The organism is Acidobacteriota bacterium, assembly GCA_016716435.1.
Taxonomy (GTDB): Bacteria; Acidobacteriota; Blastocatellia; order Pyrinomonadales; family Pyrinomonadaceae; genus OLB17.
Map to the genome: position 1 here is coordinate 250,551 of JADJWI010000008.1, position 15,730 is coordinate 266,280.

The window sequence follows — 15,730 nt, forward strand, 5'->3', positions numbered from 1 at the left end:
TGTTCAGGATGTAGAAATCGGTCAGGCCTTCGCCGACCGTTCCGCGGAAGACGGCGGTGTCGGTCTTGCCGTCACCATCGTAGTCCGCCGGTGCGAGTGCGTCGGTCGAGATACCCCAGTTGAGTACCTGGAAGCCGTCCGTCGAACGGTTCAGGTACGAGTGACCAAGTTCCGTTCATCGCGGAACCGTCAGTTCCAAATACCGAAGCGAATGTTGCCGCACCGCCGGGAGCCGCGTTCTCGTAAGGGGCAGCCGGTGCCGGGGCATCGAATGGATCATTTGCTCCATAATTTGCAGGCCGGTACGTTGTGCCATTTACAAAAGCGGCGGCGTCAGGAAGCTGAGTCGGGCCATTGTCCGCAACCGAGAAAGTGATCGGGGTCAATTGCTCCGTTGAGCCACCAGCATCCGATACGAAGATGAACTTCTGTCCGCCGGGACCGACGAGAAGCATATCAACGTCGTCAAGGAATTCGTGTCGGAAATTGTTGAACGTTACCTTGATCAGTTTGGTCCCTGAAACGCCCGTCACGTCTATGGTCGACGGATACGGACCAGCCGGACCGGACGTCGTTGTTGGCTGTCCGTTCGGCATGTTGATCGCAGTAGAGTTCGCGAAAGTGACCGGAGCTCCACCGACCGGAGCACCGAGACGGAACTCGCGGGTCGTCGGAGAATTTACTCCAACGCTGGTGGTAACGGTCATTTCTACCTGATGCATCGCTCCGCAAACCGCATCACCGGGAACGGTGTACGGAATGTTTTGCGTAACCGTTTGTCCGTTGTTGATCGTGCCGAAGTTGACGGTCGCACCGCCCGTAACCGCTACCGAAACATTGGTTACGGTCTGGCCGGTCGTGTTTGTAACGGCGACGCTCAACTGAACGTTTTCACCCGGTTCGGGGAATCCGTCGTTGTCGCCCGTTGAATCGCTGACCGAGAACGGATCAGTAATGAACGCATTCGGAAGGTTAAAGCCATCCGTAACATTCGCTGGCGAGGCACTGATGATCGTTGCATCGAAACCGAGCCCGCGAGCCGCAAAGCCGGCCCAGAAGTCAGCGACATCGGCTCCTGTTCCACTTGCCTGAACGGCAGCGAGAATAGCATCGCGTTCGGTAAGAAGCGTCGGTCCGATCGGAGCGAGCTTCATGCCGTCTGTGACCCACTGAAGCGTCTTGCGGTTACCTTCCGCCCAGCCGAGACGCGTGATCATCCTGTGGCGAACTTCCCAGAGGATCGAGCTCCAGATCTCACCGATGTTATGGACCTGGTCGCAGGTTGCAGAGCCGATCGGCCCGCGGCCGAATGCGAAGTCAGCATTCGTGAAGCGAGTTGCACAACCCGCATTGATATCGCTGAAACGATAAGCGTTGTGCGGCTTGTTGTTCACACCGCCAGTGAACTGAAGCGGGGCCTTCGGGTAACGGCGGATGCCGTAGTAGTAGTTTCCTGCGAATCCGGCTGCGACAAGATAGGTTGCATACCCGCCGAGCGAATAAATGCCGTTTGCCGGATCGGTTGGCTCGGAGAGCATTGAGTGAGCGTAGAAGTCCGACCAGCCTTCACCCATACCGCGGGCCATGTTGGTCGAAAGTCCCGAGGCATTGCCGTGGAGGCGGTTCGAGAGTCCGTGCGTCACTTCGTGGATGATCACGTCAGCATCGGCCGTTCCATCGTAGTCCGGCGTGGGGCCGGTCCAGACGTACATCTGCATTCTTCCGCGGCCGCCGTCTGCGGGGGTCGAGAAGTTTGCGTTGTTCGTTCCTGAGCTGTCCTGGCCTTCTGATGAGACACGGTCGGCACCAACGCCCCCGCGGCCGAAGTTGTCCTGCTGGAAGTTGAATGCCTGCTCGGTAAAGCCGAGGCGATACATCTCCGACTGGTACCAGTTCATCGCATAGAACATCTGGATGACCGCTCCGCGCTGAGCCTGTGCCGTCAGCGGATCATCGCCCGGTGCCGGGTTGCCCGGTGCCGGGTTCCATGTCGAGGTGAATTCGCGGCAGCCTGCTCCGGGGCATGCACCGTCGCCCGGCTGGGGAGCATCGACGCCGTTCGGAGCTACACGATCAACTCCGGCCTCGTTAAAGTTACCGTCGGTGAGGTTAGTTCCGTCCGTGATCCAACCGTTGTTGACGAACGTGTACGGAGCTTCGTTTCCGATACGTGAGATATTGACGCGGGTTCCGACCGGAGCCTGCGTTCCGAGACCCGGATCGATCGGACCCGGTGAAAGCGGTGCCGGACTGTCAGCTACATCGATCATCGCGTTCGAGTTGCGATAGACCTGATAGGTCGCTGCCTGCGTCTGGTCCTCTGTGATGTTCTTCCGCCAGAGCATCGTGCCGGTGTTGGCATCGACGATGACGTAGAACGCATTGACCGGCTGCCAGATCAGCACCCGATGGGCCGGAACGACAATGCCCGGCTCGGTCGGGAAGTACATCCTCTCAGCCGTCGTTGCCCAATCGCCGCGGCCAAAGACCGTCCGGTTGCTGTCCGATGCCGATTCGTTGACCGTCAGGTCAAGCGTCGAGACATCAACGTTGATGTGGCGTGCCGCATGGTTAACTGCCTGAAGCGGATCGCCAAAGTTCTTCGAGACCGAGTTGTACTCAACTCCCGGTGCCAGGTTGTTGATCACCCGGACGATCTCATTGTTCTTCGTAAAGCCTGCCTTGATCTCCCCGCGGAAAACAGGCACGCCGTCGATCTGCTGCTCGAGATGCACGAACGAAAGACCTCCGTCCGGGTTCGTGTAGTCCGCAAGCACCTTCAACTGGTTGACCTGCTCGTCATTGACGCCGATCAACTCGCTGTTCTGCTTGGCGAAGTTGCGAAGCATATCGACCCGGCTGCCCGTCGCCGGGCCCGTCAGGAAGTTAACTCCCTGCTTGACGTCCGGCCCGATCACTTCGGGGATACGAATGTCCGTGTTGTACTCGATCTCAAGCGAGGGAACACGTGTCTTGAGCGATTCCTCGCCCCGCACAAAGCCTTCCCTTACGTCCGCTACGAACGACGCCGTCTTGCCCGCCGTATCGCGATACTTCAAGAGGGCCTCTTCAACTTCCGGTGACTTCTGGTTCTCCCGGATGTCGTAGTTCTCAAGCCCTTCTACATGGCTTGCGGTCCGCTCTTGCAGGCCCTTGCCCTGACCGCTTGCCTCCCAATCAAACTGCGTCGGCACCACAGCTACGGCTGCCACCAACGCCAGTACGACAAAACTTAACAGAAGTCCCCATCGGGCCCCTGTTCCCTTACTGCTGTTCTGCATCTAAAGCCCTCCTAAAGCTTAGAAAAAAAGAGTTCGCCTTGGATCAAAGAGACCCAAGACTCCTAGCTACTACCTTATGAATAAGGACAAAATAATATTGTAAACAGCACGTACCGTCGGGAAACGCAGGTATAGTGAAGCGAAGCGACGGGAAAGAAACCGAGGAGCGATAAAAGTAACTGTTATGATGAGGATCCTCGGGTGAACGACTTAATCAAATAGACAAGTATTAGATAACAGAAAAATGCGGAAAGGTCAATAAATCACCATGATTTACAAACGCCGGAGAACTGCCCTTTTGCGACATAAGTCGGGCCGGATCCAAAGTCCGTAGTCATCGTTACACAATGCCATTTCATCGAACGTAACCGGCCGGTACCGGCTGATCATCGGGAACGCCGAAGGACGTGATCAGAAGTCCGGCAGTTGACCGGTCGATGTACCAAACGCCTTCGCGGAAGATCGCCGTATCTGCCCGCCCGTCGCCGTCGAAATCACCGGGTGAGGGAACGTCGCCAGCCTGGCCGAACTGTTTGTAGGTCACACCGCGGTCCGAACTGCGGAGAATGTACCAAATGCCATCCGACGGTCGAAACACAGCGGGATCTGCCGTACCGTCGCCATCGAAGTCTGCAGCGACGACGATGTCACCTGTCGTTCCGAAGTTCTCGATGGCAACGCCACCAGTGCTTTTCAATATCCACCATTCGCCACCTCGAAAGACCGAAAGATCTATTCGCCCATCGCCATCAAAATCGCCGCGAACCGGAACGTCGCCGTTCTGGCCGAATTGAATGATCGTTGTTGCACCGCCCCCACTGTTCAGGATGTACCAAACGCCTGTTTGAGGGCGGAACACGGCAACATCGGTCTTGCCGTCGCCGTCGAAATCCGCGGCGACCGGAATATCGCCCTCGGCACCAAACTGAAATGCCGCAAAGCCATCGGTCGAACGGAGCAGATACCAAGTGCCGCTCTCAGGCCTCCAAACCGCGACGTCGGCTCGGCCATCTCCGTCAAAGTCTCCGGGCGTGATGACATCTCCGCTTAAGCCGAACGAATAGGCGGCGAACCCTTCGGCCGACCGCAAGAGATACCAGACTCCATTCCCAGGACGAAAGACCGAAAGATCTGTCCGCCCGTCGCCGTCAAAATCAGCTATGGCACGGGCTTGGGTGCTAACGCATTGAGCGCTTGCAGCGATCTCGATATCGTCGATGAACCAACCAAGTACTGCTGTATTATTATCTGCGCCAAACCGCCATTTCAGACGCACATTCTGGCCGGCTGCTGCGGCGGGAAGCCGGACAACCGAACGCAGGTATCCGCCGGAATTGCCGGTCCATGCAATGCGGCCCGCTAACGGATTGTTCACGCCGTTCGAGCCGAGCACACCGTTGTAGCCGTTCTCGAGAAAAGCTCCGCCGGCGGCGATCACATCTTGAAAAGCCCCTTCGCCGATGCTCACCTCGAGCACTCCGCCATCCCATCCGGCCTCGGTTGCATAGTTGTTTCTAAATGAAACGGTCGCGGATGGAGAGCTGATCGCGATAGAAGGAGATACAAGATCCGTTCCGCCGCCGACCGTTGCCGGATTGGCGGCAAACGCGGCGTTGGGCGAGCTGAAAGGTGTCGACGTCGAAGTGACAAAGTTGATCCCGTTGCTGACCGGCTGTGCGGTCCAGCCAGCCGGAAAATCGGGAGCAGTAGTGCCGTCAAAATTCTCCGTCGTTGTTACGATCGGCTGGCCGAGAGTTATTGTTCGTACAATTGTCTGGTCCCCTAGGCTACTTGATACTTGGAACTCGAGCTCCACGACAGCGCCGCACGGGCTTTGATTCGGGACAATAAACGCTATGCTTCGAACGACCGTCTGCGTATGGCCGATATTTCCGTAAACCGCCGACCCTCCGCCGGCAAGCTGGACGCTGACGTTATTCGCTGTTACGCCGGAATTGTTTGTAAGTGGAAAGTCGATCGTGATCGATTCGCCCGGATCGGGATAGCCGCTACCATTGCCATCCGAGTCGTCGACCATCAAGGCCGGCGTTTGCGTCAGGCCCGGTGTATCGAAGGCTTCTGTCACGACGGTATTGTTGTTCCCGGTCCCGGGGTTTTGAATGCTCGCACTCACGCCCATGCCGCGGGCGGCGAATCCGGCCCAGATGTCGGCAACATCGGCAGCCGATTCCGGAGCCAGGGAACTCGCCTGAGCGGCGGCAAGAATCGCATCGCGAGCCTGCAAAAAATTAGGTGCGAGAGGCGAGATCTTCATACCGTCGGTAACGAACTGCAGCATCCGCCGATTGCCTTCTTGGTGCCCGAGCCGCTGAACAAAACGGGCACGCACTTCCCAGAGGGTTGTTGCCCAGATCTCGCCCAGGTTGTGGATCTGATCACAACTTGTTCCTCCGATCAGTCCTCGCGGAAAGGCAAATTCTGCCTCGGAGAGCCGCGGATTGCAATTCGTATTCGCAAAGCTGAAGGTGAGCGCATTGTGCGGCTTGTTATTGATGCCGCCGGTGTAGCTCAGCACGGCCTGCGGATACCGACGGATGCCGTAATAATAGTTATTGGTGAATCCGGAAAAGATGGTGTTTGTCGTGTATCCTGCAACGGCGTGAACACCGTTCGCCGGGTCGTCAGAGGATGAAAGCAATGCCGTGGCGTAAAAATCTGACCACCCCTCTCCCATTGCTCGTGCCATGTTCGTTGTGAGGCCGGTTGAGTTTCCATGCAGGCGGTTTGAAAGGCCGTGGGTAAACTCGTGAATTACGATCTGGGCGTCAACCGCGGTGTCGATATCCACCGGCGGGCCTGTCCAGATGAACATCTGCATGCGTGGACGAGTTCCATCGGCCGGCGAGGCAAAATTGGCACCGTTAGTTCCGCTGCAGTCCTGCGATTCGGCCGACAGCCGGTCGCCCTCGATACCGCCGCGGCCGAAATTTAGATGTTGAAAATTGCGAGCGGCCTCGGTAAATCCCAGGCTGTAGAAAGCCGCATGCGTCCAATTGGTGATGTAAAAGTATTGAGTAACCGCCGCCTTCTGCGCGTCGATCATCTCGGGTGGAGTGCTGGAGCAGCCGGACGGACCTCCGGGGGGAAGAGGCGGCTCGCCCGTTCCGGTATTTGGGTTATACGGCGAAAACGGAAAATCAAACACACGGTTCGCTCCGACGGCCCGGCCATTGATCGCGTCAACTCCGTTGGTCGTGTCGCGGTCGAGCCCGGCCTCGACGTTGTTCCCGTCCGTCTCGTTCTGCCCGTCCGGTATCCAGCCGTTCGTGTTGAATTGATAAGGCGGCTCATTTCCGACGAGCGATACGAGTTGGCGTGCGAGCGCCGGTCCCTGCTGGCCATTCGGAGCGGCCGGGCCGGGCGTTAATGGAAAAGGACTATCGGCCAAGTTGATGAAGCCGTTCGGGTTGTTCCAGACGCGAAAGCTCGCCGACTGGGTTTGGTCCTCGGCGATATTTTTCCGCCAAAGTAGTTTGCCGCTTTCCGCATCGACGATGACATAGTACGCATCGACCGGAAGCCAAAAAAGCACACGCCATGCCGGCACCGCGACGCCGGGCTCGATTGGGAAGTAGACCTTCTCCGCAGTGGTCGCCCAGTCGCCTTCGCCCGAACGAAAGACGCCATCAGAAACCGCCACAACCGAACTCTCACCGGCAGGAGCTTTGTCCCCGACGTGCTTCGCCGCATTGCGGATCGCACTGCCGGGGTCGCCAAATTCGGCAGACAGCGTTGCCTCATCTATCCCGGGAGCAAGATTATTGACCATGCGAACGACCTCGTTCCGCTTTGTGAACGCCGCTTTCACCTCGCCTCGGAAAACAGCAACGCCGTTGAACTTCTGAGCCAGTTCGACGAACGAGAGAACGCCGTCGGGGTTGGTATAATCCGCAGCAGTTTCAAGCCCGCTGATCTGCGGGGCGTTGACGCCGAAAAGCTCAGAATTGCCGGCAATGAAACGCTTGAGAATCCACGGCCGTTCACCTGCGGCCGAGGCAGTAAGCGGTGCGAACGTGAAGCCGTTCGCTGTGCCAATGACCTCGGGGTTATGTGATTCAGAGCTGTATTCGACCCTTGCCCCCTGAATGGACGTTTGTAGTTTCTTTTCACCGCGGACAAATGCGTCGCGAATGTCGGCGATCTCCGAGGCCGAAACGCCTACGTTCTGGCGAAAGGCGGACTTGACCGTTTGCTGCTCCCTGTCGGTGCGAATGTCGTAGTTCGGCAACGACTCGTCGTGGCTCGTCGTCCGCTCGCGGAGCCCCGACCCGATTCCTTTCGCACTTGCGTCGAATAGTATCGCCGGAGCGGAGAGCACGGCTGCCGCGAACGTGATAGCAAACATTAGCGGGATCGGAAAACGTCGGGAGTTGGCGTTGGCAGTTTTGGTCATCGGAAAAGCTCTCTCGGAACCATCAAGTTCAGATACTGGTCTTCGACAAGTTCAAAGACGTGAAATACAATCGCACTAGAGCGAAATGCGAACGGAACATTTAGACGGAAAAGCACTCATCCCGCCGCATTCGAATGAAGGTCTTGTTATTTTCGACTTCCGCAGTGAAATAGTCAACATGTTTTTCCTTCCCGATGTCAGATGAACTAATAGAACGTGTTTTCGGCCGCGAGGGCTTGATCGCTCGGTTTCATGAGAATTATGAATACCGCGAGGGTCAGGTCGAGATGGCCGCACACGTTGCGGACGCATTCCAGGCCCGGAAGCACCTCATGGTCGAAGCAGGAACCGGTACCGGGAAAACGCTCGCCTACCTCGTGCCGGCGATCGCCGCGGCGGTCGGGCAAAAGACGCGGATCGTTATTTCAACGGGTACAAAGAACCTGCAAGAGCAGTTGATGGAAAAGGACATTCCTTTTCTCAAGAAAGTGCTCCCGACCAAGTTTACCGCCGCCTACATGAAAGGGCGGTCAAACTATGCCTGCCTTTATCGCATCACGAAAGCCGAGGACCAGCCCGTGCTTGACGGCCTAGACCAGATCGACAATTTTCGCAAGATCGCCCGGTGGGTTAAGGAGACAGAAACGGGCGACCGACGCGAACTCGTTGACCTGCCCGAAAATCTTCCTTTTTGGAACCGAATAAATGCTCGCGGGGAGATCTGCATCGGGCAAAAGTGTCCGGACTTTGAGCCTTGCTTTATCACCCGAATGCGAAACCGTGCGGAAGCCGCGGACATCATCGTGGTAAACCACCATCTCTTCTTCGCCGATCTAAGCGTCCGCGGAAATCAGTTTGGCAAAGTGATTCCGGATTATGGCGCGGTCATCTTTGACGAGGCCCATTTGATCGAGGACATCGCGTCGGATTACTTCGGTTCGCAGGTCTCGAATTTTCAGATCGACGAACTTGTGCGGGACATCGATGGATTGCCGATCCATGACCCGGTCGTAACGCGTGAGCTCACGAAGCTCGCTGCAAAGGTCTCGGGGCTTTCGGAGACCTTCTGGATGCGTTTTTCGCAGGCGAAGTTTGACGGGCGGTATCCGCTTTTGCCGGATGCGTTTGCTTACAGAAACAGCGTCGGCGGAACCGAGCCGACCGCGCTCGGCGAGGCCTACGAGGCCCTTGATAACGCTCTCAAGTCGCTTGAGAAAGAGACTGACGGATTTGCCGCGGATATGCCGGAGGCTGAGAGCCTGCTCAAACGAACCCGCCAAGCGAGGTTCGACCTCGAGTTCATCGCAACGCAAACCGAGCGTAATTTCGTTTACTGGATCGAGCGGCGCGGGAAGGGTATCTATCTCAGGGCATCGCCGGTGGACGTTTCAGAGCTTTTGCGAGAAAAGCTCTTCGAAAAAGTGGAGACCTGCATTCTCACTTCTGCGACGCTTTCGAGCGGCGGTTCGTTCAATTTTATTCGCGAACGGCTCGGGCTTGATACCGCAAAGACTAACGCCTTCACTGCCCCGTCTTCGTTTGACCATGAGCGGCAGGCGGTACTGTATCTGCCGAAGGCGATGCCCGACCCGCGTTCGAACGAATTTACGCAGCTCGCGGCGGGTGAGATCGTTAAGATCCTGCAGGTGACGAATGGGCACGCGTTCGTGCTTTGCACCAGCAACTTTTCGATGAACGCTTTGTATGAGCTGGTTTCGTCGCGTGTGAATTTTCCTTGCTTCGTGCAGGGCTCGATGTCGAAGGCCGGAATTCTGGACCGCTTCCGGACGACGAAGAGCGCGGTGCTCTTTGCGACGACCAGTTTCTGGCAGGGGGTTGACGTACAGGGCGATCAGCTTTCGTGTGTGATCATCGACAAGCTGCCGTTTGCCGTCCCGAGCGACCCGATCGTCGCGGCGAGGTCGAGGTTCATCGATGACCAAGGTGGCCGGTCGTTTATCGACTACAGCGTGCCGCAGGCCGTCATCACCCTAAAGCAGGGAATCGGCCGCCTCATCCGCAGCCGAACCGACCGCGGCATCATCGCCATCCTCGACCCCCGGCTCCGCACAAAACCCTACGGCCGCCAGTTCCTAGAAAGCCTCCCGCGAATGCGAATAGTCTCCGACTCGGAACAGATCAGAGAGGTTCTCACGTCGCTTTAAACAAAAAAAGGACCGCCGAAGGGCAGGCCAATTTAGTTCCGATATCTCAGATCATCAGTTTTCGGCGAGAGGCGTGGTGAAAGTCGTGACCCATTTGGGTCATAAATTCCATTTATCTTTTTTCATTCTGCTCGAACCGCACGCCGGCGAGGCCTAGGACGAACTTAACAAGATTTGCCTGACGGTGCGTGCCGGTCTTTTGCAAGGCTCGTTTTAGATGGGTCCGCACCGTGTGCCGGCTAAGCTGAAGAAGGTCGCTGACGTCGTTAACGGCCAGCCCATCTGCAAGCAGCACGGAGATCTCGGCCTCGCGTTTCGTCATACCGTAAACGACCATTAGGTCCTCATTGAGCGAGGGAAGCGGTCGGGTCGGGTCGCTGATGAACATCGTGGCGTATTGTTGTTTTTGCCAGGTGTTCGTAGCTGCTTCAACCTGCGGCGAGACGAGAACCGCTACGGACCGGTCTGAAAGCCGCGTTCGTAAGTTGATGACACCGCCGATCCCACCGACTGCCATTTCCGGAAAGTTGGTCACTCCTTCGATCAAAGTGCGGAGTTCGCTAGTTCTTTCAGTCCGACTGAAGGTAATTAGGCCGCTTCCACCGAGAGTGAAAACTCCGTCCTCGTCAAAGTATGGCTCGGCCGCATCGTTTCGGTGATAAAGCTTTCCCGCTGAGTCTGCGATGACAATTGGCTGTGCGAGTTTGTCGAGCGACGTTGTCAGCATGCGTTCCCGCTCGATCGTGCCAGCGATCTCGATAGAGATGCTCATTGCCCTCTGAAGATGCGGAGTCAGTATCTTTAGAGCTTCGAGGTCTTCGTCTGAAAAAGGCCGCATTGTCTCGGGCCGTGTGAATGTAATACCTGCGGCCGCGTCGCCGGTTTCGATGAGGCAAACATGGGCTACATGGAAAATGCCCATTCGGCGAAAGTGCTCGCGATAGAACTCGTGTTCCCGATATTCGGCGTCTGAGATAACGTTGGAGCGCAGGAAGATCTGGCCCGGCCGGAGCCTTGCGATCTCGTTCTTATAAGGCATCAGCTCGAAGTATTTCGAGTTGAAATCCTCGATGAATCCAGCTTCATTCGTATCGGCCAAGACATCGAAGCGTCCTTGCCGTCGACGAAAGAAATGAAGGCTTCCAGGGCCGGATGAGAGCATTCGGCTAAGCTCGCGATAGCATGTTTCCCAACCGTCGGGGCGGTGCATCGAGACGCTCTCGTAAATTCCGCCGATCATGCGTTCAATATTGTTCTGTTCGATCCTGGACATATGTTACTGCAACACCAGGTGTATATGACTCACCAGTCGAAACTACGAGTAAGCGGCAAGGCATTAGGTTTTGGCGTCGGGACGTGCAGGTCGATCCGAACCGAACGCACTCGTTGATCGAGCGTTCAATTTTTTGCCCGACGGACGGGCAAAACTACTGAAAAATTGAGTTTGGAAATACAGTCCTTAGGGAAGACGGATTCACCGGAAGCCTTTTGCATAGTTTTTTCGAGAAAAATGCAAAAAAAATCTAAAGAAGATGGAATTTCACCATTAAGCCAATATTTTCTATACTTTAGAAAGATCCAATGATTACCAAGCCCTCTCAAATCTGCAGCCTTTTAGCGTTGTCTTTCATTTTGGCAGTAATTCTGTCCGTTGGGCCCGGCGTCATGGCGCAGTCGAATTCTGGTGGGAACGCGAACTCGAACTCGAACTCTTCTCCATCATCAAGCCCTTCGCCCGTTGCAACGCCGATACCGCTGACGGCGGTCGTTGCGGAAGCCGAAACTGCGGCCGCTGCGGTGCGCGAGGCGACGACGTATGTCGCCGCACGAAACGTTTCGAGCGTGGTGAGTGAGGGGATCGAGCAAAAGCCGGCCGAGATCGCAAAGCTCCGGGCAGAGGCTGAAAAGGCGCTTGGCCAAACGCCGACGATCGAAGAACTAAGGGCGGTCGAAAGGCAATGGAATGATCAGGCAGCTAGGCTCCGCGGTTGGAAGACCGGCCTTCAATCGCAGATACGGGAAGTCGATGGAAAGATCGCCGAGCTCAAGCAGATCAAAAGCGTTTGGCAGCGTTCGATAGAGGCATTTGACGCACCCGGCGAGGACACGAACGCCACTGCCGCGGATCCCAACGCAGTCCCTCCCGAGGTTCGCCGACGAGCGGCCGAGGCCCTTGCTTCGATCGAGTCCGCCGAAAAAGTCGCCGAAGAAAAGCGTGCCGAGCTTCTCACAGTCGAGTCCGAGATCTCGAATTTGCAGAGCTCGATAGATGAGCAGCTTGCTGAAGTGAAAAGCCGACGAGAGGCTGCTTTTAGCGGCATTCTTATTGCCAATGAGGCTCCGTTTTGGGCGGCAGATTGGAAAGCGATGTCGTGGAGCTTTCTCGTCACTGGAATCTCGAGTTCACTCTCAGCACAGTGGACGACTCTAGTCACGTATACGAAAAATAATCCGGGACGATTTGCGGTTCACGGGTTTCTTTTTGTCCTGCTAGGGGCAGCATTTTTTTGGGCCCGCAAGCGGTTCGTTCCGATCGTTGAGGAAGAGCCGAAGCTCGAGCGTGTCGCGGCATTCTTTCAGTTCCCGATCGGTTCGGCGGTGGTCCTTTCGGTGATCTTATCTGCGTTCATTTATCAGGATTCGCCGCGGCTGCTCAATGCGTTTCTTGGTATTGCGGCGATAGGATTCGGTGTATTTGTGCTTCGAAAGCTGGTTGCTCCGCCTATTGACCTGCTTCTTTATTCCATTCTCGGCCTTTATTTTCTCGACCGGATGCGTGAGATCGTTCAAGAGCTCCCGCTAACCTCGCGATTGCTTTTTACCTTTGAGGTCTTAGCGGCGTCGATCTTCCTGATATGGTTCTATCGCTCACGCCGGGTTGCCGCGAAGATGGCTGCGGGCGACGTTGCTATTTATCAGAGGGTCCATCGCGTGCTGCCGTTCGTTGTTGGCATTTTAGTTATCTCGCTTGCCGCGAACGTGCTTGGACTTGTCGATCTTTCGCTTTTGCTTGGCGGGACGGTGCTGCGTTCTTCGTATCTCGCACTCGTGCTTTACACAGCCGCTCAGATCATAAATAGTATCATCGCGTTCGCCTTGCGGGTGGAGCCCTTTACCCGACTCAATGCGGTCCGGACAAGCCGCAGCCTGATCCGCGCGAACATCATGCGGGCTGTGAACTGGGCCGCGGCGATCATTTGGTTGCTCGCTGTGCTCCGGATGCTTGCGATACAGGACAGCGTTTTCGGGGCGATATCTGCCGTATGGAATGCCGGGTTTGCCGTTGGGGCGTTGAACATCACGGTCGGTGACGTCGTGGCTTTTGCGATCGCGATCTGGCTTGCGTTCCTGGCCTCTCGGCTGTTGCGGTTTTTGCTGGAGGAGGACGTTTACCCGCGGATGGACCTCGGTGGCGGCGTTTCATACGCCATTTCGAGCGTTTTTCATTACGTGATCCTCGTCGGCGGCTTTGTTTTTGCGATCCTGGCGGTCGGTTTTGAGTTTTCGCAATTCGCATTCATTGCAGGAGCGATCGGTGTCGGCATCGGCTTCGGCATGCAGACGATCGTTAACAACTTCGTCAGCGGACTGATACTTCTTTTCGAGCGGCCGGTGAAGGTTGGCGACTCGGTGCAGATCGGTGCACACGTCGGGACGCTCAAAAGCATCGGGCTGAGGGCGAGTGTCGTACGCAAGGTCGACGGTTCAGACGTGATAGTCCCAAATAGCCAACTTATCTCGGAAGAGGTGATCAATTGGACGCTCTCCGATGACAAGAGGCGGATCGACATCCCGTTCGGTGTGGCCTACGGCACTGATGCGAGGCGTGTTATTGATCTGATAACACCTATTGTAGCCGGGCGTGAAGGTGTTTTGTCGGAACCATCGCCACAGACGCTTTTCATCGGACTTGGTGAGAGCTCCCTGGACTTCGAACTCCGCTTCTGGACCATCGACCCCGACGGCTGGGTCCGACTCCGAAGCGAAATGGTCGGCGAAATATACAAAACGCTCAACGAAGCCGGTATCGAGATACCCTTTCCGCAGCGTGACATCAATATTAAGGGGCAAAGTGCCCGAGAAGAAAGTATATGAGCAGCTACTTTGAAGTAATGATCGAGCGGGATTTTTCGTCGGCTCATCAGTTGCGCGGGTATAAGGGGAAGTGCGAGAACCTGCACGGGCATAACTACAAGGTGGAGATCTATGCCCGAGGCGAGGAGCTGAACAACATCGGGCTGCTGATCGATTTCGGTGACCTGAAAAAGGCGGCGGACGAGATAACGCGTTACCTCGATCACCGAAACCTGAATGAACTCCCGCCTTTTGACGAAGAACTGAACCCCTCAGCCGAGAACATCGCCCGCTATTTTGTGGAATATCTAAACTCCCGCGTTGGCGACGACCGTGTGAAGGTCTACAAGGTCCGCTGCTATGAAACACCGACAAGCGTCGCTACTTATGTAGCGAGCAGTTGGCTGTGAGCCGTTCGGGATTGGGGTTTAGAGGGGGATTTCCAGGACGTCGTTGATGCCGACCGAATCGCCGTAGGGGAAGGTGATCGTGCCGACCTTGCGGAAGCCGTGTTTGCGGTAAAAGCTCTGGCCGCGTTGATTTTCTTGCCAGACGCCGAGCCAGAGCGTGTCGAACCCCTCGCTTTTGGCCAGGCTGCGACAATGGTCGAGCAATGCAAGGCCGACGCCCGTTCCCCAAACGCGTTCGACGGTGTAGATTCGTTTGAGTTCGATCGGCCGCACGCCGGTAACGCCGTCCTCTCTTGCGTCCCGTACTAACTTTGCATAGCCGACCGCCTTCTCGCCGCGATAGGCGATGAGGAAGGTCACCGCCGGGTCGGCAAGCTCACTCGCGACCTTTTCGACGGCAAAGGTCTCCACAACATAATTCGCAAGGTCGCCGGCTGCATCTTGCTCAAAATATGCCTCATAGAAAGTCACGACGCCGAGCATCGCAAGGACCTTTGCGTCAGCGATGCGTGCACGACGTATTTCGCAATTTGCGGAAGTTTCCGACATAACAAGCTTCGCGATCGGCCAATAAAAAAAGGACCGCTTGAGGCGATCCTTCTTTGAAAGTGGTCGGGGCGAGAGGATTCGAACCTCCGACCTCACCGTCCCGAACGGTGCGCTCTACCAGGCTGAGCCACGCCCCGAAGTCGATTCGCTCAAGGTTGAGCGAAGAGACAGTCTATGAAAGAAGATGGCCAGTGTCAATGTTCCTAGCGAAGGAAGACGCGCACGACCGCGAATCCGCCGATCAAAAAGATCAGGAAGACGAATGTGAGTATCTCAAAATACTTGTCGATGAACTTCTTGATCGGGGCTCCAAAGAAATAGAAAAGGCCCGCGACAAGAAAAAAGCGAGCCGAACGGCCGATGATCGAAGCGCCGATGAGTGTCCAGATCGACACCTCGAAGGTGCCGGCGGCAATAGTGAACACCTTGTATGGGATGGGCGTAAATCCGGCGGCAAGGATGGCCCAGAATGCATGCTCGTTATAAAGCTGCTGAACCTGAGCATAATGGCCCATGGCTCCGTAGAATTGGAGGATCGGCTGGCCGAGAGTTTCGAAGAACGCCCAACCGATGAAGTAGCCGAAAACGCCGCCGAGCACAGAGCCGGCCGAGCAGATGAGTGCATAGCGGAGTGCCTTGGCCGGTACCGAGACCGCCATCGCAATAAGCAAAACATCCGGCGGGATCGGGAAGAACGACGACTCGGTAAATGCGATGATGAACAGAGCCCAGGCGGCGTGCGGCTTTTCCGCATAGCTCTCGACCCATGCCTTAAGGCGGCGGAGATATTCGAATATCTTTCTCATGAGTAAAATTAGCCGGGCATTGTTTGCAGTG

At 56.2% G+C, this 15,730-nt stretch carries 8 protein-coding genes and 1 tRNA gene; 3 read left to right on the forward strand and 6 right to left on the reverse strand.

The features are described from left to right. Nucleotides 1-71: 71 nt before the first annotated feature. Together IPM21_13120 and IPM21_13125 are read right to left on the reverse strand one after the other, a co-directional pair. Entirely contained in the window at nt 72-3,281 is a 3,210-nt protein-coding gene (locus tag IPM21_13120) for a M36 family metallopeptidase (protein MBK9164821.1), read from the reverse strand. Nucleotides 3,282-3,636: 355 nt separating this feature from the next. After that, a complete protein-coding gene (locus IPM21_13125) occupies nt 3,637-7,695 on the reverse strand; it encodes a M36 family metallopeptidase (GenBank protein ID MBK9164822.1) in 4,059 nt (1,352 codons plus the stop codon). 194 nt (nt 7,696-7,889) lie between these two features. Here IPM21_13125 and IPM21_13130 point away from each other — a divergent pair, with 194 nt between their 5' ends. Next, nucleotides 7,890-9,860 (forward strand): ATP-dependent DNA helicase, encoded by a 1,971-nt coding sequence (locus IPM21_13130; protein ID MBK9164823.1) that lies wholly within the window; start codon nt 7,890-7,892, stop codon nt 9,858-9,860. Nucleotides 9,861-9,972: 112 nt separating this feature from the next. Here the strand turns inward: IPM21_13130 and IPM21_13135 are convergent, their stop codons facing one another. Next, complete coding sequence (locus IPM21_13135; protein ID MBK9164824.1) at nt 9,973-11,133, reverse strand: helix-turn-helix transcriptional regulator; 1,161 nt, start codon at nt 11,131-11,133, stop codon at nt 9,973-9,975. A 392-nt stretch (nt 11,134-11,525) separates the two neighbouring features. On the opposite strand from IPM21_13135, the gene IPM21_13140 reads away from it, so the two are divergent. Together IPM21_13140 and queD are read left to right on the forward strand one after the other, a co-directional pair. Further along, nucleotides 11,526-13,955 (forward strand): mechanosensitive ion channel, encoded by a 2,430-nt coding sequence (locus IPM21_13140; protein MBK9164825.1) that lies wholly within the window; start codon nt 11,526-11,528, stop codon nt 13,953-13,955. Further along, nucleotides 13,952-14,344 (forward strand): 6-carboxytetrahydropterin synthase QueD, encoded by a 393-nt coding sequence (gene queD / locus IPM21_13145; GenBank protein MBK9164826.1) that lies wholly within the window; start codon nt 13,952-13,954, stop codon nt 14,342-14,344. The genes IPM21_13140 and queD overlap by 4 nt, the downstream gene beginning before the upstream one ends. A gap of 18 nt (nt 14,345-14,362) precedes the next feature. Here queD and IPM21_13150 read toward each other — a convergent pair whose 3' ends face one another. From IPM21_13150 to IPM21_13160, 3 genes are all read right to left on the reverse strand, one after another. Further along, nucleotides 14,363-14,893, reverse strand: coding sequence for a GNAT family N-acetyltransferase (locus IPM21_13150; GenBank protein ID MBK9164827.1), 531 nt, complete (start codon nt 14,891-14,893; stop codon nt 14,363-14,365). Nucleotides 14,894-14,953: 60 nt separating this feature from the next. Continuing rightward, nucleotides 14,954-15,030 (reverse strand) — tRNA-Pro (locus IPM21_13155). 66 nt (nt 15,031-15,096) lie between these two features. Further along, nucleotides 15,097-15,699 (reverse strand): DedA family protein, encoded by a 603-nt coding sequence (locus tag IPM21_13160; protein ID MBK9164828.1) that lies wholly within the window; start codon nt 15,697-15,699, stop codon nt 15,097-15,099. Between the last annotated feature and the right edge of the window lie 31 nt (nt 15,700-15,730).

Excerpts from the sequence above, each read along its gene's own strand:
- IPM21_13120 (MBK9164821.1), bottom strand. The coding sequence starts at position 3,281 with ATGCAGAACAGCAGTAAGGGAACAGGGGCCCGATGGGGACTTCTGTTA.
- IPM21_13125 (MBK9164822.1), bottom strand. The coding sequence starts at position 7,695 with ATGACCAAAACTGCCAACGCCAACTCCCGACGTTTTCCGATCCCGCTA.
- IPM21_13130 (MBK9164823.1), top strand. The coding sequence starts at position 7,890 with ATGTCAGATGAACTAATAGAACGTGTTTTCGGCCGCGAGGGCTTGATC.
- IPM21_13135 (MBK9164824.1), bottom strand. The coding sequence starts at position 11,133 with ATGTCCAGGATCGAACAGAACAATATTGAACGCATGATCGGCGGAATT.
- IPM21_13140 (MBK9164825.1), top strand. The coding sequence starts at position 11,526 with ATGGCGCAGTCGAATTCTGGTGGGAACGCGAACTCGAACTCGAACTCT.
- queD (MBK9164826.1), top strand. The coding sequence starts at position 13,952 with ATGAGCAGCTACTTTGAAGTAATGATCGAGCGGGATTTTTCGTCGGCT.
- IPM21_13150 (MBK9164827.1), bottom strand. The coding sequence starts at position 14,893 with ATGTCGGAAACTTCCGCAAATTGCGAAATACGTCGTGCACGCATCGCT.
- IPM21_13160 (MBK9164828.1), bottom strand. The coding sequence starts at position 15,699 with ATGAGAAAGATATTCGAATATCTCCGCCGCCTTAAGGCATGGGTCGAG.